Source organism: Streptococcus australis, from assembly GCF_019930045.1.
Lineage (GTDB): Bacteria > Bacillota > Bacilli > Lactobacillales > Streptococcaceae > Streptococcus > Streptococcus australis_D.
In genome coordinates this window covers 1-19,799 of the sequence record NZ_JAHZQQ010000020.1, presented here as the reverse complement: position 1 = coordinate 19,799, position 19,799 = coordinate 1, and the positions used below count along the sequence as shown (strand labels likewise).

17 protein-coding genes, 1 tRNA gene and 1 pseudogene are annotated in these 19,799 nt (G+C 42.9%); all 19 read left to right on the top strand.

Features of this window, described 5'->3' with window-relative positions:
* Nucleotides 1-36 precede the first annotated feature (36 nt).
* Nucleotides 37-3,597 (top strand): family 20 glycosylhydrolase, encoded by a 3,561-nt coding sequence (locus K1J10_RS05375; RefSeq protein ID WP_223356117.1) that lies wholly within the window; start codon nt 37-39, stop codon nt 3,595-3,597.
* 145 nt (nt 3,598-3,742) lie between these two features.
* Nucleotides 3,743-4,489 (top strand): tRNA pseudouridine(38-40) synthase TruA, encoded by a 747-nt coding sequence (gene truA / locus K1J10_RS05370; protein WP_223356116.1) that lies wholly within the window; start codon nt 3,743-3,745, stop codon nt 4,487-4,489.
* On the top strand, nt 4,482-5,243 hold the full coding sequence (locus tag K1J10_RS05365) for a bifunctional hydroxymethylpyrimidine kinase/phosphomethylpyrimidine kinase (protein WP_223356115.1): 762 nt from the start codon (nt 4,482-4,484) through the stop codon (nt 5,241-5,243). The genes truA and K1J10_RS05365 overlap by 8 nt, the downstream gene beginning before the upstream one ends.
* Complete coding sequence (locus K1J10_RS05360; protein WP_223356114.1) at nt 5,233-5,703, top strand: ECF transporter S component; 471 nt, start codon at nt 5,233-5,235, stop codon at nt 5,701-5,703. Before K1J10_RS05365 ends, K1J10_RS05360 begins: the two co-directional genes overlap by 11 nt.
* 3 nt (nt 5,704-5,706) lie before the next feature.
* Nucleotides 5,707-6,270 carry a TIGR01440 family protein gene (locus tag K1J10_RS05355; RefSeq protein WP_195550232.1) on the top strand — a complete coding sequence of 188 codons (564 nt, stop codon included), beginning with the start codon at nt 5,707-5,709 and terminating at the stop codon, nt 6,268-6,270.
* 218 nt (nt 6,271-6,488) lie between these two features.
* The gene (tig, locus tag K1J10_RS05350; protein ID WP_048717652.1) at nt 6,489-7,772 is read left to right on the top strand and encodes a trigger factor; all 1,284 of its coding nucleotides are present in this window, start codon (nt 6,489-6,491) and stop codon (nt 7,770-7,772) included.
* 217 nt (nt 7,773-7,989) lie between these two features.
* Complete coding sequence (rpoE, locus tag K1J10_RS05345) at nt 7,990-8,568, top strand: DNA-directed RNA polymerase subunit delta (protein ID WP_223356113.1); 579 nt, start codon at nt 7,990-7,992, stop codon at nt 8,566-8,568.
* Between the two features lie 263 nt (nt 8,569-8,831).
* Nucleotides 8,832-9,527 (top strand): B3/B4 domain-containing protein, encoded by a 696-nt coding sequence (locus K1J10_RS05340; RefSeq protein ID WP_195550230.1) that lies wholly within the window; start codon nt 8,832-8,834, stop codon nt 9,525-9,527.
* 164 nt (nt 9,528-9,691) lie between these two features.
* A tRNA-Leu gene (locus K1J10_RS05335) sits at nt 9,692-9,777 on the top strand.
* 177 nt (nt 9,778-9,954) lie between these two features.
* Nucleotides 9,955-10,836 carry a class II fructose-bisphosphate aldolase gene (locus tag K1J10_RS05330; protein WP_023027660.1) on the top strand — a complete coding sequence of 294 codons (882 nt, stop codon included), beginning with the start codon at nt 9,955-9,957 and terminating at the stop codon, nt 10,834-10,836.
* Between the two features lie 154 nt (nt 10,837-10,990).
* A complete protein-coding gene (locus K1J10_RS05325) occupies nt 10,991-11,746 on the top strand; it encodes a DeoR/GlpR family DNA-binding transcription regulator (RefSeq protein ID WP_006595008.1) in 756 nt (251 codons plus the stop codon).
* 222 nt (nt 11,747-11,968) lie between these two features.
* Nucleotides 11,969-12,394, top strand: a complete 426-nt coding sequence (gene lacA / locus K1J10_RS05320; protein WP_006595007.1) for a galactose-6-phosphate isomerase subunit LacA — start codon at nt 11,969-11,971, stop codon at nt 12,392-12,394.
* A gap of 15 nt (nt 12,395-12,409) precedes the next feature.
* Complete coding sequence (gene lacB, locus K1J10_RS05315) at nt 12,410-12,925, top strand: galactose-6-phosphate isomerase subunit LacB (RefSeq protein ID WP_061564703.1); 516 nt, start codon at nt 12,410-12,412, stop codon at nt 12,923-12,925.
* 11 nt (nt 12,926-12,936) lie between these two features.
* Nucleotides 12,937-13,866 (top strand): tagatose-6-phosphate kinase, encoded by a 930-nt coding sequence (locus tag K1J10_RS05310; RefSeq protein ID WP_061564704.1) that lies wholly within the window; start codon nt 12,937-12,939, stop codon nt 13,864-13,866.
* A gap of 1 nt (nt 13,867) precedes the next feature.
* The gene (lacD, locus tag K1J10_RS05305; protein ID WP_061564705.1) at nt 13,868-14,848 is read left to right on the top strand and encodes a tagatose-bisphosphate aldolase; all 981 of its coding nucleotides are present in this window, start codon (nt 13,868-13,870) and stop codon (nt 14,846-14,848) included.
* Between the two features lie 291 nt (nt 14,849-15,139).
* Nucleotides 15,140-15,973, top strand: coding sequence for a PRD domain-containing protein (locus tag K1J10_RS05300; RefSeq protein ID WP_048691506.1), 834 nt, complete (start codon nt 15,140-15,142; stop codon nt 15,971-15,973).
* 42 nt (nt 15,974-16,015) lie between these two features.
* Entirely contained in the window at nt 16,016-16,333 is a 318-nt protein-coding gene (locus tag K1J10_RS05295) for a PTS lactose/cellobiose transporter subunit IIA (protein WP_048691571.1), read from the top strand.
* A pseudogene (locus K1J10_RS05290) lies at nt 16,333-18,026 on the top strand (lactose-specific PTS transporter subunit EIIC). The gene K1J10_RS05295 and the pseudogene K1J10_RS05290 overlap by 1 nt, the downstream one beginning before the upstream one ends.
* 213 nt (nt 18,027-18,239) lie before the next feature.
* Nucleotides 18,240-19,646 (top strand): 6-phospho-beta-galactosidase, encoded by a 1,407-nt coding sequence (gene lacG / locus K1J10_RS05285; protein ID WP_223356112.1) that lies wholly within the window; start codon nt 18,240-18,242, stop codon nt 19,644-19,646.
* Nucleotides 19,647-19,799 lie beyond the last annotated feature (153 nt).

Sequence of the window (19,799 nt, the reverse complement as noted above, 5' to 3'; positions counted from 1 at the left end):
TAAGCGTTTACACACAACAAATTTTAGGAGGTCCTGATGAAATCACATCAACCACGTTATGCTATTCGCAAGTATGCTGTAGGAGTTGCTTCGGTACTGGTTGGCTTTTTTGCCAGCGGTCAAGTCGTAGCAGCAGATACGCCGAGTGTTACAGAAAGCCCTGCAACGACTCTTCCGACACAGCCAAGTGAAGGAGACTTGCCTCAGTCTGCTACGGAGGAAACTGCTCAGCCGGTAGTAGAAAAACCAACGGCTCCTGCTCCAATCGTCGATCAAAGTCAACCAACCCTACCTGATCGAGAATTGCGCGCATCCGATCTTGATCGCTTGATTCGTGAAGAAGCGATCTCTGTTACAGAAGCTGATGGGACAGCTCAACCGGTGACAGCAGCGACGGAAACAACCGCTAAAGATCCAGAGCAAGAAGAAAAATTGGCTAAGAAAAAGGTCATCTCCATCGATGCTGGTCGCAAGTACTTCTCGCCGGATCAAATCAAGGAAATCATTGATGAAGCCAGCAAGACAGGTTATACCGATTTGCATCTCTTAGTGGGAAATGACGGCTTGCGCTTTGTCCTTGATGACATGTCCTTGCAAGTAGGAGATGCGTCCTACTCAAGTCAAGCGGTCAAAGAGGCTGTAGAAAAAGGAACCAAAGCCTACTATGACGATCCAAATGGAACAGCCTTGACTCAGGCTCAAATGGATGACATTTTGGCTTATGCCAAATCCAAGAAAATAGGGGTCATTCCAACAATCAATAGCCCAGGGCACATGGATGCAATTCTGACAGCTATGGAGCAATTGGGGATTGAAAACCCTCACTTTAATTACTTTGGTACGAAAAAGTCAGAACGGACCGTTGATTTAGACAACCAAAAAGCTCTAGATTTCACCAAAGCCTTGGTGGACAAGTATGCGGCTTATTTCAGTGGCAAGACAGAAATCTTTAACATCGGCTTGGACGAATATGCCAATGATGCAACAGATGCCCATGGTTGGCAGGTCCTTCAAGCTAGTAAGCATTGGCCAGATGAAGGCTATCCAGATAAAGGCTACGAAAAATTCATCCAATATGCCAATGATCTAGCGGCTATTGTGAAAAAACACAAGATGAAACCAATGGCCTTCAACGACGGTATCTACTACAATGGCGATACCTCCTACGGAACCTTTGATAAGGATATCATTGTATCCTATTGGACAGGTGGTTGGAACGGCTATGATGTGGCTTCGTCAAAATTCCTATCTGAACTAGGCCATCAAATTCTTAATACCAATGATGCTTGGTATTATGTCCTCGGCCGGGATAAGGCTGGATCTGGCTGGTACAATCTCGATCAAGGACTTGAAGGGATTTCCAAGTCAGCGATTGATGTTGTTCAAAAAAATGATGGGGCTAAGGTCCCCTTCATTGGTGGGATGGTAGCTGCCTGGGCAGATACCCCATCTGCAACCTACAAAAAAGAGCTACTCTTCAAGCTCATGCACGCTTTTGCAGATAAGAATGCGGACTACTTTGTAGCAGATCCTGAAGTCGTTGAAAAAGCTCTGGCGGAAGCTCCAACTGATTTGGACCACTATACACCAGAATCCCTAGTGGCCTTTACAGCAGCAAAAAAGGCGCTGGAAGGAGTAGGAGCAGAGACGACTCGAGCAGAAGCTAAAGAACTGATTGCTTCTCTCAAAGCCGCTCAAGAGTCCTTAGTCTATACAGAAAGCTATGCCAAAGAGTTGGCAGACAAGGAAGCTGCTGAAAAACTAGCTAAGAGCAAGGTGATTTCCATTGACGCAGGACGCAAATACTTCTCGCTAGATCAGTTGAAACGGATCGTAGACAAGGCCAGTGAGCTAGGTTATTCTGACTTGCACCTCCTTGTCGGAAACGATGGTATGCGCTTCGTCCTCGATGATATGACGGTGGAAGCTAATGGCAAGACTTATGCCAGCGATGACGTAAAACAGGCCCTTCTCGAAGGAACCAAAGCCTACTATGACGATCCAAATGGTCAAGCCTTGACCCAAGCAGAAATGGACGAATTGTTAGCTTATGCGACTTCTAAAGGAATTGGCTTGATCCCAGCAGTCAATAGTCCAGGTCATATGGATGCTATCTTGGTAGCAATGGAAAAACTAGGTATCGAACATCCGCAAGCGACCTTTGATACGGTTTCCAAGACAACCATGGATCTGACCAACGAAGAAGCAGTTAACTTCACCATGGCCCTCATTGGCAAGTACATGGATTATTTCAAAGGCAAGTCTAAGATCTTTAACTACGGAACAGATGAATATGCCAATGATGCTACCAATGCCCAAGGCTGGTACTACCTCAAATGGTATGAACTCTATGGTAAGTTTGCGGACTATTCTAATAGTCTCGCTGCTATGGCTCGTGAAAAAGGCTTGCAACCAATGGCCTTTAACGATGGCTTCTACTATGGAGACGAAGATGATGTTTCCTTTGACAAGGACGTCTTGATTTCATACTGGTCTAAAGGATGGTGGGGCTATAACCTCGCATCACCACAGTACCTCGCAGACAAGGGCTATAAATTCCTCAATACCAACGGTGACTGGTACTATGTTTTGGGCCACAGAGGAGATCAAAGCTATCCACTCGATAAAGCTATCCAACATTCAGAAACCGTTCCATTTGAACAATTAGCTTCAACCAAATACCCTGATGTGAAATTACCAGTGTCCGGAAGTATGTTGGGAATCTGGGCAGATGAACCAGCCAATGAATACAAGGAAGAAGAAGTCTTCCAGGTCATGGAAGCATTTGCCAACCATAACAAAGACTATTTCAAAGCTGACTATACAACCCTTCGTGCGGCCCTTGCCAATGTTCCAACAGATCTTTCCATCTACACTGAGGAATCTCGTTCAGCTCTTGCAACGGTGCTAGATCAGTTAAATTGGAAGATCAGTCGTGCTCACCAAGAAAAAGTGGCAGAGCAGGTTGAACAGGTAACTCAAGCTCTCAGTCAATTGAAACCAATCACCCAAGTGGGAAGCCAAGCAGAAGATGATATCAGAGCCTTGGTAGCAGACATACCAAGTTTGGAAGTTGTCGAAAAAGAACTAGATTTTGAAGTTGTTGAACGGACCAATCCAGATCTAGCCAAGGGTGAACGAAAAGTGGTTCAAGCAGGTGTCAAAGGCCAGCAGCGTGAATTTGTTGCGGTCTCTGCCCTTGATGAAAGTCGCCAAGTGCTAGGGACAGAAGTATCGAAAGAAGCTGTTGCTGAGATTGTGGAAGTGGGAACCAAGGAGGCGGAAGTAGTTACTCCGACTCCAGGTTTACAGGATGGTCCAAGTCCTCAACCAGACTTACCTCAAGTTGATCAAGGAGGTCATCATCAAGTAAGACCAGTAACTCCTGAAGTGAAGCCACTTGTGAACGCTCAACCAGCTCCAGTCGCTTCAGAACAAAAAACAGTAGAAGAGGCTCAGCCAGCACCGGTGCAAGATCAAACACCGTCTAGTCATCAGCTTCCTGAGACTGGACAAGAATCTGTCCTAGGTTTGGCCTTGCTTGGAGCGATCTTAGGAGCGACAGGGATGAGTCTCAAAGGACGGAAAGAAGACTAATCAGCCCCCCGATTGAACTAAGTCTTTCTATTTTCTAGAGATGGAAAAGGAAAGACTTGGTTCTTTTTTTGTCTCGGAAACTGTACCCGGACAGTTCTCTCTTTTCCGCCTTGTTCAGCTTGGATGAACTTGATAAAATAAAAACATGACACGATACAAAGCAACTATTTCTTACGATGGAACTCTATTTGCGGGTTTCCAACGCCAACCGCATGCCCGTAGTGTGCAAGAAGAAATCGAGAAGACCTTGATGCGTCTCAATCAAGGAAATCCTGTGACCATCCATGGAGCGGGCCGGACGGATGCAGGTGTCCATGCCCTTGGACAGGTCATCCACTTTGATCTCCCCCAGCCACGGGACGAGGAGAAGCTCCGTTTTGCCCTCGATACCCAAACCCCAGAGGATATTGACTTTATCCGGGTGGAGCAAGTGCCCGAGGACTTTCATTCACGCTACCAGAAGCACAGCAAGACCTATGAATTTATCGTGGATTATGGTCGTCCCAAGAATCCCATGATGCGTCACTATGCTACCCACTATCCCTATCCCTTGGATGTGGAAAAGATGCAAGCAGCCATCCAAAAGTTGGAGGGAACCCATGATTTCACCGGTTTTACAGCTTCGGGTACCAGTGTGGAAGACAAGGTTCGCACGATTACAGAGGCTCGCTTGGTCGAGGACGTGGCAAATCATCGTCTTCTCTTTACCTTTTCGGGCAATGGTTTCCTCTACAAGCAAATCCGCAATATGGTGGGAACTTTGTTGAAGATCGGAAATGATCGGATGCCGATAGAGCAGATCGATCTGATTTTAGAAAAGAAGGATCGCAATCTAGCAGGTCCTACAGCAGCGCCAAATGGCTTATATTTAAAGGAGATCCGTTATGAGTAATGAATTGATTCTAGCTATTTCAGGAAATGATATTTTTAGTGGGGGAGGTCTTCACGCAGACCTTGCGACCTATACAACCAACAAACAGCATGGCTTTGTAGCGGTGACTTGTTTGACCGCTATGACGGAGAACGGTTTTGAAGTGATTCCGGTGGATCCGACAACCTTTGCTCAACAGCTCAACTCTCTCAAGGATGTTCCTTTCTCTGCTATTAAGCTCGGCCTCTTGCCAAATGTTGAAGTGGCAGATTTAGCCTTGGACTATGTCAAAGCCCATGCGGAGATCCCCGTGGTACTAGACCCCGTCTTGGTCTGCAAGGAAACCCATGACGTGGAAGTATCAGCCCTTCGAGATGAATTGATCAAGTTCTTCCCTTATGTGACCATCATCACGCCAAACCTACCAGAAGCTGAGATCTTGACTCAAAGCAAGATTCAATCGCTCGACGATATGAAGGAGGCAGCTCGCAAGCTCAATGAATTGGGAGCAGCCACTGTCGTGGTCAAAGGGGGCAACCGCCTCAACAAGGAAAAAGCCATCGATGTCTTTTATGACGGCCAAGACTTTACGGTCTTCGAAGAAGACATTTTAGAAAAGAATAATACAGGAGCTGGTTGTACCTTTGCCTCTAGTATTGCAAGCCAGTTAGTCCAAGGGAAGACAACCTTAGAAGCTGTTAAGGCTTCAAAAGCGTTCGTCTACCAAGCCATTCAAAAATCAGATCAATATGGAGTAGTTCAATATGACCAATAAACGTACCCAAGTAATCGCGCATTTAGCCATTTTAACCGCCTTGACAGTTGTGCTAGGCTATTACACCAAGTTGCCAACTCCAACCGGGATGGTGACCTTGCTGGATTTAGGCGTTTATTTTACCGCCTTTTATCTGGGGCGCAAAGAAGGAGCAGTGGTCGGTGGTCTTGGTGCCTTTCTCTTAGACCTCCTTTCTGGCTATCCTCAATGGATGTTCTTTAGTCTCCTTTTCCACGGAGCTCAAGGCTACTTTGCTGGCTTTAAAGGAAAAGCCCGTTACATCGGTCTGCTTCTAGGAACGGTTATCATGGTAGGCGGCTATGCCCTGGCATCAGCGCTCTTTTTAGGAAATACCTGGGTAGCGGCCATTGAAGAGATTCCTCATAATCTGGTTCAAAACTTCGTTGGGATGGCTCTGGGATATGCTCTGTATCATTTCTTACCAAAGAAGGGAAATTAGAAGATGGAGTTAGAGCAATTAAAAAGAGAAACCCAGGAGATTTTGCTGGATCTTTTATCCAAGGCTAATCTGCGTCAGGGGCAAATTCTTGTACTAGGACTATCAACTAGTGAAGTGGCTGGTGGCAGTATTGGTAAGAACTCAAGCCTGGAGATTGGGCAAGCCATTGTGAAAACCATCTTGGATACCCTGACTCCCAAAGGGATTTACTTAGCTGTCCAAGGATGTGAGCATCTTAACCGAGCCTTGGTGGTCGAACGCGAACTGGCAGAAAAGAAAGACTTAGAAATCGTCAATGTACTGCCGAGCCTCCATGCGGGGGGTGCCGGTCAGTTGGCTGCCTTTGGTTATATGAAAGACCCTGTCGAAGTGGAATACATCACAGCCCAGGCTGGTTTGGATATCGGGGATACTTCTATAGGGATGCATGTCAAGCATGTGCAAGTACCCGTTCGCCCTGTCTTGAAAGAACTAGGTGGCGCGCATGTGACAGCTCTAGCCAGTCGTCCCAAGTTGATCGGTGGGGCGCGTGCTACTTATCAAGAAGATCCGCTTCGGAAGTCCTAATAGGAAGGAAACTAGTTCAGGCATGGACTAGTTTTTTTATTCCGGGACAGTTTTTGAGATAGGAAAGAGATTTTTAGTCTTTTGGTCTCCAGAAACGCCAATAAAATTTCTCTAAAAAGAAGCAGTTTTCACAAAACCAGGATGCCCAAAAACTTGCATTTTCGAAGTTTTATGGTAAAATTATTAGGAATGACTATATTATTTTAAGGAGAGACAGAATGTCTGTATCATTTGAAAACAAAGAAACAAACCGCGGAGTATTGACTTTTACCATCAGTCAAGACCAAATTAAACCAGCTTTAGACCGCGTGTTTGAGTCTGTTAAGAAAAACTTGAACGTACCAGGATTCCGTAAAGGTCACCTTCCACGTCCGATCTTCAACCAACGTTTTGGTGAAGAATCACTTTATCAAGATGCTTTGAACGATCTTCTTCCAGCAGCTTATGAAGCAGCAGTAAAAGAAGCAGGACTTGAAGTAGTTGCTCAACCAACTTTTGACGTTGTATCAATGGAAAAAGGTCAAGATTGGACATTGACAGCAAATGTTGTTACAAAACCAGAAGTAAAATTGGGTGCTTACAAAGACCTTGAAGTATCTGTAGAAGTTTCTAAAGAAGTAACAGATGAAGATGTAGATGCACGTATCGAACGCGAACGCAACAACTTGGCTGAATTGGTAATCAAAGAAGGACCAGCAGCTGAAGGTGATACAGTGGTGATCGACTTTGTAGGTTCTGTTGACGGTGTTGAGTTTGACGGAGGAAAAGGAGATAACTTCTCACTTGGACTTGGTTCAGGTCAATTCATCCCAGGTTTCGAAGACCAATTGGTTGGACACTCAGCTGGTGAAACAGTTGATGTCATCGTAACTTTCCCAGAAAACTACCAAGCAACTGACCTTGCAGGTAAAGAAGCAAAATTCGTGACAACTATCCACGAAGTAAAAGCAAAAGAAGTACCAGCTCTTGACGATGAATTGGCAAAAGACATCGATGAAGAAGTTGAAACTCTTGCTGAATTGAAAGAAAAATACCGCAAAGAGTTGGCTGAAGCGAAAGAAGAAGCTTACAAAGATGCAGTTGAGTCAGCAGCGATTGACCTTGCAGTAGAAAACGCAGAAATCGTTGACCTTCCAGAAGAAATGATTCATGAAGAAGTACACCGTGCTGTAAATGAATTCCTTGGAAACATGCAACGTCAAGGAATCTCTCCAGACATGTACTTCCAAATCACTGGAACAACTCAAGAAGATCTTCACAAACAATATGAAGCAGACGCAGCAGCACGTACTAAGACAAACCTTGTCGTAGAAGCAGTTGCTAAAGCAGAAGGCTTCGAAGCAACTGATGAAGAAGTAACTGCTGAAATCGAACAATTGGCAGCAGACTACAACATGCCAGTTGAACAAGTTCGTAGCTTGCTTTCACCAGAAATGTTGAAACACGATATCGCTGTGAAGAAAGCTGTTGAAGTGATCACAAGCACTGCGAAAGTAAAATAAAAAGATGATCTTCCATCATGATGGAAAGAAGTCATAAGAGGAAAAGCTGAGGCCATGTGTCCCGGCTTTTCTCTTCTTATTGGCGCGGAATTTTCCTTTGACGAAAGGGGGAAATTATCGTACAATAGAGTGTAACGATAAATGATGTATTCTAGGGGTATCCTCTTTTTTAATGAAAAAGAGTGTTGCCTTGAGATAAAAATGAAGGAGATCTACCTTGGAATTAGAAGTATTTGTTGGACAAGAAAAAAGTGAACTTTCAATGATTGAAGTAGCCCGTGCGATTTTGGAGTCACGTGGCCGTGATCATGAAATGTATTTCAATGACCTGGTCAATGAAATTCAAAACTACCTCGAAAAATCAAACAGTGAAATTCGTGAAGCTCTTCCATTATTCTATACGGAATTGAATGTGGATGGAAGCTTTATCCCACTAGGGGATAATAAATGGGGACTTCGCTCATGGTATGCAATCGATGAGGTAGATGAAGAAATCATCGCTCTTGAAGAAACAGATGAAGACGAAGAACCTAAAAAACGTAAGAAAAAACGTGTCAACGCCTTTATGGATGGTGACGAAGACGCGATCGATTACAATGCGGATGATCCAGAAGACGAAGATGTCTACGAAGCAGATCCAGCGCTTACTTACGATGATGAAAACCCAGAAGATGAGAAGGATGAAGTGGAAGCCTATGATGCTGAAATTAATGAAATCTCACCAGATGAGTTGGATGAGGAAGTTGAGTTAAGTGACGAAGAAGACGAAGAAGAGTCTTACGAAGAAGAAGAATAATCCAAAGAGGCTGGGACAAAATTCCTAGCCTCTTTCTATGTTTATTTGGATTGTCGAGCAAGACGCAGTGGTTGAGTGGGCTCTACTACGCTGATTTCATCAGCTTTTATAGCCCTACTCAACTGTGCGGAGGTTGGACGACGAAATCGAATTCTAACGAATTACCGATTTCTGTCCCACTCTCTTTCTTTACTTGAAAGAAGCTTCAAGGAGGAGTATAATAAGGGTGTAAGACTGATGTAATGTAGAAGGAGGAAGGGGATATGGACTGGATACTTGATCAAAGTTTGGTGGATTTGGGGATTGAGACAGTTGTAATCGGAGTGGCCAAACAGGTGGATCCGCAAGCTCCCTTATCTGCAGATTTTTTATCTAAAAAGAAGGAGATGGAAGCTTGGGCCTTAAATTGTGATCTCAGCTCGGTGAAAGAGGAGGCAGTTGTACAAGGCTACATTGACTTGTTGAAGGAAGTGGGACGTAGTGTTAAGAAGAACCCGCCGACTATTCTTGCTTTGATTAAGAATATCCAAAGCCGTGGCTTCCTTCCGACGATCAATAGTGTGATTGATATCTATAATGTTGAATGTCTTCGTTCCTTTCTAGCCATCGGAGGGCATGATTTGGATAAGATACAGGAACCAATCGAGTTTACGATTAGTCAAAGAGAGGATACCTTTTTGCCTATCTTATCAACAGAAAAGCATGTTAGTGAAACCGATCCGGTCTACCGAGATCAAGAGGGTATTATTGCCTGGCTAGATGTGAGAGATGGTGAGCGCTATAAGATGGAGGAAACTACCCGCAATGCCCTCTTTATCATCCAGGGGAATCGAGCAACATCTGTAGAGATGCGACTGGAAGCACTCGATCGAATCAGGGAAGATTTGGCCTCTTACATGCCTGATTTAGAATTTGAAAAATATCTGGTTACCACCAGTGAGGCAATTCCAGTCCCTTAAAGGAAGTCCTCCTGTGATAGGGATATGTCCTCATTCGAACAGAAGAAACAAGTGAAGCTGCTAAGGCTTTTCCTGATTTGGGAAAATCTGCAACCTTTGAAAAAAGTTTGAAAAAAATCTTGACAAGAAAGTAGAAGATTGATATACTAGTAAGGTACTCAATCGCGGGGATGGCGGAATTGGCAGACGCGCAGGACTAAGGATCCTGTGACCGCTTTAGGTCGTGAGGGTTCAAGTCCCTCTCTCCGCATCAGATAATCAAGACAGCTTCGGCTGTCTTTTTTCTTGTTCATTTAGCAGAAAGAATGCTTGAAAGAGAAGAAAACGCTTTAAAGGTTCAGGAAAAGCTAGCATTTTCAATGAAAAAGTGATAAAATAAACAATGTAAGTGGTTTAACCACAAAAAATAAGAGGAGGCCTACAACTAATGGCAATCGTTTCAGCAGAAAAATTTGTCCAAGCAGCTCGTGACAATGGTTACGCAGTTGGTGGATTTAACACAAACAACCTTGAGTGGACTCAGGCTATCTTGCGTGCAGCAGAAGCTAAAAAAGCTCCAGTTTTGATCCAAACTTCTATGGGTGCTGCTAAATACATGGGTGGTTACAAAGTAGCTCGCAACATGATCGCTAACCTTGTTGAAGCAATGGGTATCACTGTACCAGTTGCAATCCACTTGGACCATGGTCACTATGAAGATGCTCTTGAGTGTATCGAAGTTGGCTACACTTCAATCATGTTCGACGGATCACACCTTCCAGTTGAAGAAAACCTTAAATTGGCGAAAGAAGTTGTAGAAAAAGCTCACGCTAAAGGTATCTCAGTTGAAGCTGAAGTTGGTACAATCGGTGGTGAAGAAGACGGTATCGTTGGTAAAGGTGAATTGGCACCAATCGAAGATGCTAAAGCAATGGTTGCTACAGGAATCGACTTCTTGGCGGCAGGTATTGGTAACATCCACGGTCCATACCCAGCAAACTGGGAAGGTCTTGACCTTGATCACTTGAAGAAATTGACAGAAGCTCTTCCAGGATTCCCAATCGTATTGCACGGTGGTTCAGGTATCCCTGATGATCAAATCCAAGAAGCTATCAAACTTGGTGTTGCGAAAGTTAACGTTAACACTGAGTGCCAAATCGCATTCGCTAACGCAACTCGTCAATTCGTACGTGAATACGATGCAAACGAAGCAGAATACGACAAGAAGAAACTCTTCGACCCACGTAAATTCTTGAAACCAGGATTCGAAGCAATCACAGCTTCAGTTGAAGAACGTATCGACGTATTTGGTAGCGAAAACAAAGCTTAATTTCGCTTGAAACGATATTAACCAGAGGTTTATCCGCAAGGATAAGCCTTTTTTGGTTCTCTTATTTGGAAAAGTGTTTATTGTAAACAAAAAATGATTGCGATTCTGACAGTTTAAGGTTATAATAAACAAAAACGAAGCAAGTAGGTAGGAAATGAAAAAACAGGAAAGACTGAATGAGATTATCAATCTGGTCAATAAGGCTGGAACCGTTTATGTTCAAGACATCATGGAAAGTATGCAGGTGTCGGATATGACAGTCCGTCGGGATTTGATTGAATTGGAAAAGCAAGGGCTCCTTATTCGTGTTCGAAATGGAGCCAAAAGTAACCAATTCCTCCCTTCACGAGAGCTTCCCCATGAAGAGAAGTTACTCAAGAATATTCTGGCTAAGCGTGAGGTAGCGAAGAAAGCTAGCGAACTGATAAAAGAAGGTGAAAGTATCTTCCTTGGGCCGGGGACCTCTGTTGAGGTTCTTTCCGAAGCCATTAATAATAAGGAATTGCGTGTGGTGACCAACTGTCTGCCGATTTTCCAAGAGTTGTTAAAGAAGAAAAGTGATACCTTTAAGGTAATCCTCTTGGGAGGGGAGCTACGAGAAACCAGTCAAGCTTTTGTCGGCGAGATAACGAACACTCTCATGGAAAGAATGTACTTCCACAAGATGTTTTTTAGTGGGAATGGTATTGTGGATGGGCGCGTTCTGACCTCTTCTTTTGAAGAAGCCTATACGCAAAAGTTGGCCTTAGAACGTTCTTCTGAAGCCTACCTACTGATTGATTCCTCCAAGATTGGCAAGGAAGACTTTACTTCTATCTGTTCCTTAAAAAAAGTGACGGCAGTGATAACGGACGATGCATCTGAGAAAGCACATGAAGAATTAGAGGAATATACACGTGTGATTGTATAAATAATAAACTGAAAAGAGAGAGCGATTCTCTCTTTTTTGTTTATTACAAACAATTTAGGGCTAAAAAATAATAAAGAAGAAAGAAAAATGAAAAAAATAAACAAAAAATGGTTGACAACAAACAAAATTAGCGCTATACTGTGTTTGTGAATAACAAAACGAAGTCGAATGAAGAAAGAGGAGAACTTTCTTTGTTGACGGAGATGAAAAAAGGAGAAGCATATGGCAATTGTAGTTGGTGCGGATGCGGCTGGTATCCGCTTAAAAGAAGTAGTCAAAGAATATTTGGAAGCAGAAGGTTTCCAAGTCGTGGATGTGACAGAAGAAGGACAAGACTTTGTTGATGTGACCTTGGCTGTTGCTAAGGAAGTCAAACAAGCAGAAGACAATCTTGGTATTGTTATTGATGCTTATGGAGCTGGCCCATTCATGGTCGCAACTAAAATTAAGGGAATGGTTGCAGCAGAAGTTTCAGATGAACGCTCTGCCTACATGACCCGTGGACACAACAATTCTCGCATGATCACCATGGGTGCTCAAATCGTGGGTGACCAATTGGCAAAAAACATCGCTAAAGGTTTTGTAAACGGTAAGTATGATGGCGGTCGCCACCAAATCCGTGTCGATATGCTCAACAAGATGTGCTAAGGGGGGAGTAAACGAATGAAAATTGCAATTGGATGTGACCATATTGTCACAAATGAAAAAATGGCTGTTTCTGAATTTTTGAAATCAAAAGGCTATGAAGTCCTTGACTTCGGAACCTATGACCATGCGCGCACCCACTACCCAATTTTTGGGAAAAAGGTTGGAGAAGCAGTAGTGAGTGGTCAAGCAGATCTTGGTGTATGTATCTGTGGAACTGGCGTTGGAATTAACAACGCGGTTAACAAGGTCCCTGGAATCCGTTCAGCCTTGGTCCGCGATATGACCTCTGCTCTTTATGCCAAAGAAGAACTCAATGCCAACGTGATTGGTTTTGGTGGGAAGGTCACAGGAGAACTTCTGATGTGTGATATTTTGGAAGCCTTCATCCATGCGGAATACAAACCAAGTGAAGAAAACAAGAAATTGATTGCCAAGATTCAACATTTGGAAACCCACAACGACCATCAAGAAGATGAGGATTTCTTCACAGAATTCCTTGAAAAATGGGATCGTGGGGAATACCACGACTAAGAGGTGAGTCTATGATACTAACGGTAACCATGAACCCTTCAATCGACATTTCCTATCCATTAGAAACTTTACACTTGGATACGGTCAATCGAGTTGACAAGGTAAGCAAAACCGCAGGAGGGAAGGGTCTCAATGTCACACGGGTCCTTGCAGAGATTGGAGATCCTGTCTCGGCAACTGGTCTGATTGGTGGTTCAACAGGCCAATTTATTTTGGACCATCTAGATCAGGAAATCGGCAAAGAATTCTTTGAAATTCAAGGGGAGACCCGGAATTGTATTGCGATCCTCCACGAAGGTCAACAAACAGAAATCTTAGAAAAAGGTCCATCTGTTTCTGAAGAAGAAGGGCAAGCATTTCTGGCTCACTTTGAAGCTTTGCTTCCAGATGTAGCAGTTGTTGCTATCTCAGGAAGTTTACCAGCTGGTTTACCAGTTGATTATTATGTGAAATTAGTCGAGCGTGCTAAGAAGGCAGGAAAACCAGTTGTTCTTGATTGTTCAGGTGTTTCCTTGGAAAAAGCTCTAGCAGCTCCTATTAAACCAACGGTTATCAAGCCCAATAATGAAGAGTTGTCTCAATTCTTGGGCTACGAGGTGACCAAGGATCTGGATCAATTAAAAGAGGTCCTTCAATCTAACTTGTTTAAAGGGATTGACTGGGTCATCGTCTCCCTAGGAGCTGACGGTGCCTTTGCCAAACATGGTGATGTCTTCTATAAAGTGGACATTCCAAAAATTGAAGTGGTCAATCCAGTAGGATCTGGTGATTCGACAGTTGCTGGGATTGCCTCAGCTCTCTATCATCAGGAAGACGACCAAGCACTTTTAACCAAAGCCAATGTCCTTGGCATGTTGAATGCTCAAGAAGCAACGACAGGCCATATCAATATTCATCGCTATGATGATTTGTATCAACAGATAAATGTAAAAGAGGTATAAGATGGTATTAACAGAACAAAAACGCAACTATTTAGAAAAATTGAGCACCAAAGAGGGTGTGATCTCAGCCTTGGCCTTTGACCAACGTGGCGCTTTGAAACGCCTCATGGCTCAATATCAAGACACAGAACCAACAGTGGCTCAAATGGAAGAGTTGAAAGTCTTGGTGGCTGAAGAATTGACACCATTCGCATCTTCTATGCTCTTGGACCCTGAGTATGGACTTCCAGCGACTAAGGTTTTGGATGCGGAAGCAGGTCTCTTGTTGGCTTATGAAAAAACAGGCTACGACACGTCTAGCACTAAGCGTCTGCCAGACTGCCTCAACCTTTGGTCAGCTAAACGCATCAAAGAGCAAGGTGCAGATGCAGTAAAATTCTTGCTCTACTATGATGTGGATAGTGCAGAAGAACTCAACCAAGAAAAACAAGCTTACATCGAACGCATCGGTTCAGAATGTGCGGCAGAAGAAATTCCATTCTTCCTTGAAATTTTGGCCTATGATGAAAAAATCGCGGATGCCGGTTCTGTAGAATATGCGAAAGTAAAACCTCGCAAAGTCATCGAAGCTATGAAAGTCTTCTCAGACCCACGCTTTAACATCGATGTCTTGAAAGTAGAAGTTCCTGTCAACGTCAAATACGTAGAAGGCTTTGGCGATGGTGAAATCGTGCATAGACGTGAAGAAGCGGCAGCCTTCTTTAAAGAACAAGAAGCAGCAACTAACCTTCCATACATCTACTTGAGTGCAGGTGTTTCTGCCAAACTCTTCCAAGAAACCTTAGTCTTTGCCCATGAAGCAGGAGCGAACTTCAACGGAGTTCTTTGTGGCCGTGCAACTTGGGCTGGATCTGTAGAAGCCTACATCAAGAATGGGGAAGAAGCAGCTCGTGAGTGGTTGCGTACCGAAGGTCGTCGCAACATTGAAGAACTCAACCAAGTCTTGGACCAAGTCGCAACTTCTTGGAAAGAACGTATTTAACAGTGTAGACTACTCCTTTAACAATGGGCGTTCGAATTTCCTTGAAGAGCCCAGAGAAGACAGCTATAAACAGCTATTTGTTAGGAAAAAACAAAAAAGTTAAAAAGTTGTTAAGAAAGGGTTTACAAAAACAAAAGCGTGTGCTATACTTAATCCATAAGTGAATACAAGGTGAGTGTTAGTAAGTTAGATTACGCATGATCACAGATGAATCGGGGAGAAACCTCTCTGATCTCATTTGTGGTCATTTTTTATACCCTAAACCTTAAATAAACTAGCAAGGAGAGTACCATGTATCGGATTTTGAATCCACTCAATCACAATGTTGCTCTGGTGAGGAATGACAAAGGGGAAGAACTGATTGTCATTGGAAAAGGAATCGTTTTTGGCAAAAAGAAGGGCGACCTAGTCCCTAAAGAAAAGGTAGAAAAGCTCTTTCGGATGAAAACAGAGGAATCCCGAGAGAACTTTATGACCCTGTTAAAAGATGTTCCATTAGACTTCATCACAGTGACCTACGAGATGATTGATTACTTGAGCAAAAAGTATCACTACCCCGTTCAAGAATATATCTATGTGACCTTGACCGACCACATGTTTTGCTCATACCAGGCAGTGACTCAAGGCAGGTATAAGGAAAGTAATCTTTTGGATATCTCAGAAAACTACCCAGTGGCTTTTGAGATTGCTAAAGAGGCAGTTGATATCTATCGGGAGAAGCTCACAACTAGCTTCCCTGAAGATGAGGTCACTCGTATCGCCTATCATTTCATCAATGCAGAAGGTGAAAATGGAGCGGAGGTCGTGGATTCCATGGACCAGCGCAAAGAAATCTTAAAAGGTGTGGAAGAGGTTTTAGATAGTTATTCAATCAAACGAACCGAGACCAACAACAACTTTTATGATCGTTTCATGATTCATCTTAACTACTTCTTGGATTACCTGGATCGCAATCGGGATGATAATCAATCGCTTCTAGATATGGAGGAACATATCAAAAGCTCCTATCCCAAAGCCTTTGAGATTGGTTCCAAGATTTATGATGTGATTTCTAGGGAGACCGGGGTTGACTTGTACAAGAGTGAACGGGTCTATCTGGTCTTGCACATTCAACGCTTATTGTAACAACTTTTAAAAATTAAGAAATTCAAATTGGAGGAATTGGTCATGACCAAAGAAGAAATGACACTATTAGGTTTTGAGATCGTTGCGTATGCAGGGGATGCTCGTTCTAAACTCTTGGAGGCCCTCAAGGCGGCTGAGAAGGGTGACTTCGCTCAAGCGGAAAGCTTGGTAGAAGAAGCAGGAAGCTGTATCGCAGAGGCTCACAAGTCTCAAACAACTATGCTAGCGCAAGAAGCAGCAGGAGAAGACCTCCCCTACAGCATTACCATGATGCATGGACAGGACCACTTAATGACAACGATCCTATTAAAAGATGTGATTCATCATCTCATTGAACTATACAAAAGAGGAGCTAAATAATGCATAAATTAATTGAATTAATTGAGAAAGGAAAACCTTTCTTCGAGAAAATTTCTCGTAATAAATATTTGCGTGCGATTCGTGATGGATTTATCGCAGGGATGCCAGTCATTTTATTCTCATCTATCTTTATCTTGATTGCCTACGTTCCTAATGCTTGGGGCTTCCATTGGTCAAAAGAAATTGAAAGCTTCTTGATGACCCCTTATAGTTATTCAATGGGAATTCTGGCTTTCTTCGTAGGTGGAACCACAGCTAAAGCTCTGACAGATTCTGTCAACCGTGATCTACCTGCAACAAACCAGATCAACTTCTTGTCAACCATGTTGGCATCTATGGTTGGTTTCTTCTAATGGCAGCTGAACCAGCAAAAGAAGGAGGTTTTCTGACTGCCTTCATGGGAACAAAAGGTCTTTTGACAGCCTTTATTGCAGCCTTCGTAACAGTTAATGTTTACAAGGTCTGCGTGAAAAACAATGTGACGATTCGCATGCCAGACGAAGTTCCACCAAATATCTCTCAAGTATTTAAAGACTTGATCCCATTCACTGTATCTGTCGTTCTCCTTTATGGACTTGAACTGATTGTGAAGGGTAGTCTTGGTGTAACAGTAGCTGAATCTATTGGTACTCTTCTTGCGCCTCTATTCTCAGCAGCAGACGGTTATCTTGGTATTACCATTATATTTGGTGCTTTCGCCTTCTTCTGGTTTATTGGTATCCATGGACCATCTATCGTTGAACCTGCTATTGCAGCTATTACTTATGCCAATGCTGAAGTGAATTTGAATCTTCTTCAACAAGGTATGCACGCTGATAAGATCCTTACATCTGGAACACAAATGTTTATCGTTACTATGGGTGGTACAGGTGCAACACTTGTAGTTCCATTCATGTTTATGTGGTTATGTAAATCAAAACGAAATCGTGCTATTGGACGTGCTTCAGTAGTTCCTACATTCTTCGGTGTAAATGAACCAATCTTGTTTGGTGCACCACTTGTTTTGAACCCAATCTTCTTTATCCCATTCATCTTTGCACCAATTGCAAACGTATGGATCTTTAAGTTCTTTATTGAAACACTTGGCATGAACTCATTTACTGCCAACCTTCCATGGACTACACCAGGACCTCTTGGTATTGTTCTTGGTACAAACTTCCAGTTCTTATCATTCGCTCTTGCAGCATTATTAATTGTAGTAGATATTGTTATCTACTATCCATTCCTCAAGGTTTATGATGAACAAATTCTTGAAGAAGAACGTTCAGGTAAAGCTAATGATGAATTAAAAGAAAAAGTAGCTGCAAACTTTAACACTGCAAAAGCAAATGCTATTCTTGCAAAAGCTGGAGTAGAATCAGCACAAAATACAATTACTGAAGAAACAAACGTCCTCGTTCTTTGTGCGGGTGGTGGAACAAGCGGTCTTCTTGCTAATGCTTTGAATAAGGCAGCAGCAGAATACAATGTTCCAGTTAAAGCTGCAGCAGGTGGCTATGGAGCCCACCGTGAAATGTTACCAGAATTTGATCTGGTTATCTTGGCTCCTCAGGTTGCTTCCAACTTTGAGGATATGAAAGCTGAAACAGATAAACTAGGCATCAAATTGGCGAAGACAGAAGGTGCTCAGTACATTAAATTGACACGCGATGGACAAGGTGCTCTAGCCTTTGTTCAAGCTCAATTCGATTAACGATAAGGACTGTGAAACAGTCTCCTATCGTAACGGAAATCGCTATGGCGATTTTCCTAATCGACTTGTTAATTCGTCGGTAAAAATATATCGTTTTTACCTCCTCATGTCACAATTCGGTGGCTTGGAACAAGAAGTGAGATGGAGATGGATGGCTCACTAACTCCTCTCCCCTCACTTTTCATTTTATCCAATCAAGAAATAGGTGAAAAAATGACAAAAACACTTCCTAAAGATTTTATTTTTGGTGGGGCAACGGCTGCCTATCAAGCAGAAGGAGCTACCCATACTGACGGAAAAGGACCAGTTGCTTGGGACAAATACTTAGCTGATAACTATTGGTATACAGCAGAACCAGCAAGCGATTTCTACCATAAATATCCAGTAGACTTACAGTTGGCTGAAGAATATGGCGTAAACGGAATTCGTATTTCTATTGCTTGGTCACGTATTTTCCCAACTGGCTATGGTGAAGTAAATCCAAAAGGGGTAGAATTCTATCATAAGTTATTTGCAGAATGTCATAAACGTCATGTAGAACCATTCGTAACTCTTCACCACTTTGATACTCCTGAAGCTCTTCACTCAAACGGAGACTTCTTGAATCGTGAAAATATCGAACACTTTGTAGATTACGCTGCCTTCTGTTTCGAAGAATTCCCAGAAGTAAACTACTGGACAACCTTCAATGAAATTGGCCCAATCGGTGATGGTCAATACTTGGTTGGTAAATTCCCACCAGGTATTCAATATGACCTTGCTAAAGTCTTCCAATCTCACCACAATATGATGGTTTCTCATGCCCGAGCTGTGAAATTGTATAAAGACAAAGGGTATGAAGGTGAAATTGGAGTTGTGCACGCTCTTCCAACTAAGTATCCGTTGGATCCAGAAAATCCTGCAGACGTTCGGGCGGCTGAATTGGAAGATATCATCCATAACAAGTTTATTCTAGATGCAACCTACCTTGGACACTATTCCGATAAAACCATGGAAGGTGTAAACCACATTCTTTCAGTTAATGGTGGTGAGTTGGATCTTCGTGAGGAAGACTTTGTGGCACTTGAAGCAGCTAAAGACCTGAATGACTTCCTTGGAATTAACTACTACATGAGTGATTGGATGGAAGCATTTGATGGTGAAACAGAAATCATTCATAATGGTAAAGGAGAGAAAGGAAGCTCTAAGTACCAAATTAAAGGTGTTGGTCGTCGAGTGGCTCCTGACTATGTGCCTCGTACTGACTGGGACTGGATCATTTATCCTCAAGGTTTGTATGACCAAATCATGCGCGTGAAAGCAGACTATCCGAACTATAAGAAAATCTACATCACAGAAAATGGTTTAGGATACAAAGATGAGTTTGTGAACAATACGGTTTATGACGATGGACGGATTGATTATGTAAAACAACACTTGGAAGTTCTGTCCGATGCGATTGCGGATGGGGCAAACGTCAAAGGCTACTTCATTTGGTCACTCATGGACGTCTTCTCTTGGTCAAATGGTTACGAAAAACGCTATGGTCTCTTTTATGTGGACTTTGAAACCCAAGAGCGCTATCCGAAGAAGTCAGCTCACTGGTACAAGAAAGTAGCAGAAAGCCAAGTAATTGAATAAAGAAATAAACATGTAAGAAGGCTTATCCGTAAGGGTAGGTCTTTTTTGGTTCTCTTATTTGGAAAAGTGTTTATTGTAAGATAAATTGTAAAATATAGTGCAACAAAAAAACTCATAGCGTTTCATTGGGGTAAACTGTAAGTATTCACACAA

Coding starts and splice junctions, on each gene's coding strand:
- K1J10_RS05375 (WP_223356117.1), top strand. CDS start 37: ATGAAATCACATCAACCACGTTATGCTATTCGCAAGTATGCTGTAGGA.
- truA (WP_223356116.1), top strand. CDS start 3,743: ATGACACGATACAAAGCAACTATTTCTTACGATGGAACTCTATTTGCG.
- K1J10_RS05365 (WP_223356115.1), top strand. CDS start 4,482: ATGAGTAATGAATTGATTCTAGCTATTTCAGGAAATGATATTTTTAGT.
- K1J10_RS05360 (WP_223356114.1), top strand. CDS start 5,233: ATGACCAATAAACGTACCCAAGTAATCGCGCATTTAGCCATTTTAACC.
- K1J10_RS05355 (WP_195550232.1), top strand. CDS start 5,707: ATGGAGTTAGAGCAATTAAAAAGAGAAACCCAGGAGATTTTGCTGGAT.
- tig (WP_048717652.1), top strand. CDS start 6,489: ATGTCTGTATCATTTGAAAACAAAGAAACAAACCGCGGAGTATTGACT.
- K1J10_RS05340 (WP_195550230.1), top strand. CDS start 8,832: ATGGACTGGATACTTGATCAAAGTTTGGTGGATTTGGGGATTGAGACA.
- K1J10_RS05330 (WP_023027660.1), top strand. CDS start 9,955: ATGGCAATCGTTTCAGCAGAAAAATTTGTCCAAGCAGCTCGTGACAAT.
- K1J10_RS05325 (WP_006595008.1), top strand. CDS start 10,991: ATGAAAAAACAGGAAAGACTGAATGAGATTATCAATCTGGTCAATAAG.
- lacA (WP_006595007.1), top strand. CDS start 11,969: ATGGCAATTGTAGTTGGTGCGGATGCGGCTGGTATCCGCTTAAAAGAA.
- lacB (WP_061564703.1), top strand. CDS start 12,410: ATGAAAATTGCAATTGGATGTGACCATATTGTCACAAATGAAAAAATG.
- K1J10_RS05310 (WP_061564704.1), top strand. CDS start 12,937: ATGATACTAACGGTAACCATGAACCCTTCAATCGACATTTCCTATCCA.
- lacD (WP_061564705.1), top strand. CDS start 13,868: ATGGTATTAACAGAACAAAAACGCAACTATTTAGAAAAATTGAGCACC.
- K1J10_RS05300 (WP_048691506.1), top strand. CDS start 15,140: ATGTATCGGATTTTGAATCCACTCAATCACAATGTTGCTCTGGTGAGG.
- K1J10_RS05295 (WP_048691571.1), top strand. CDS start 16,016: ATGACCAAAGAAGAAATGACACTATTAGGTTTTGAGATCGTTGCGTAT.
- lacG (WP_223356112.1), top strand. CDS start 18,240: ATGACAAAAACACTTCCTAAAGATTTTATTTTTGGTGGGGCAACGGCT.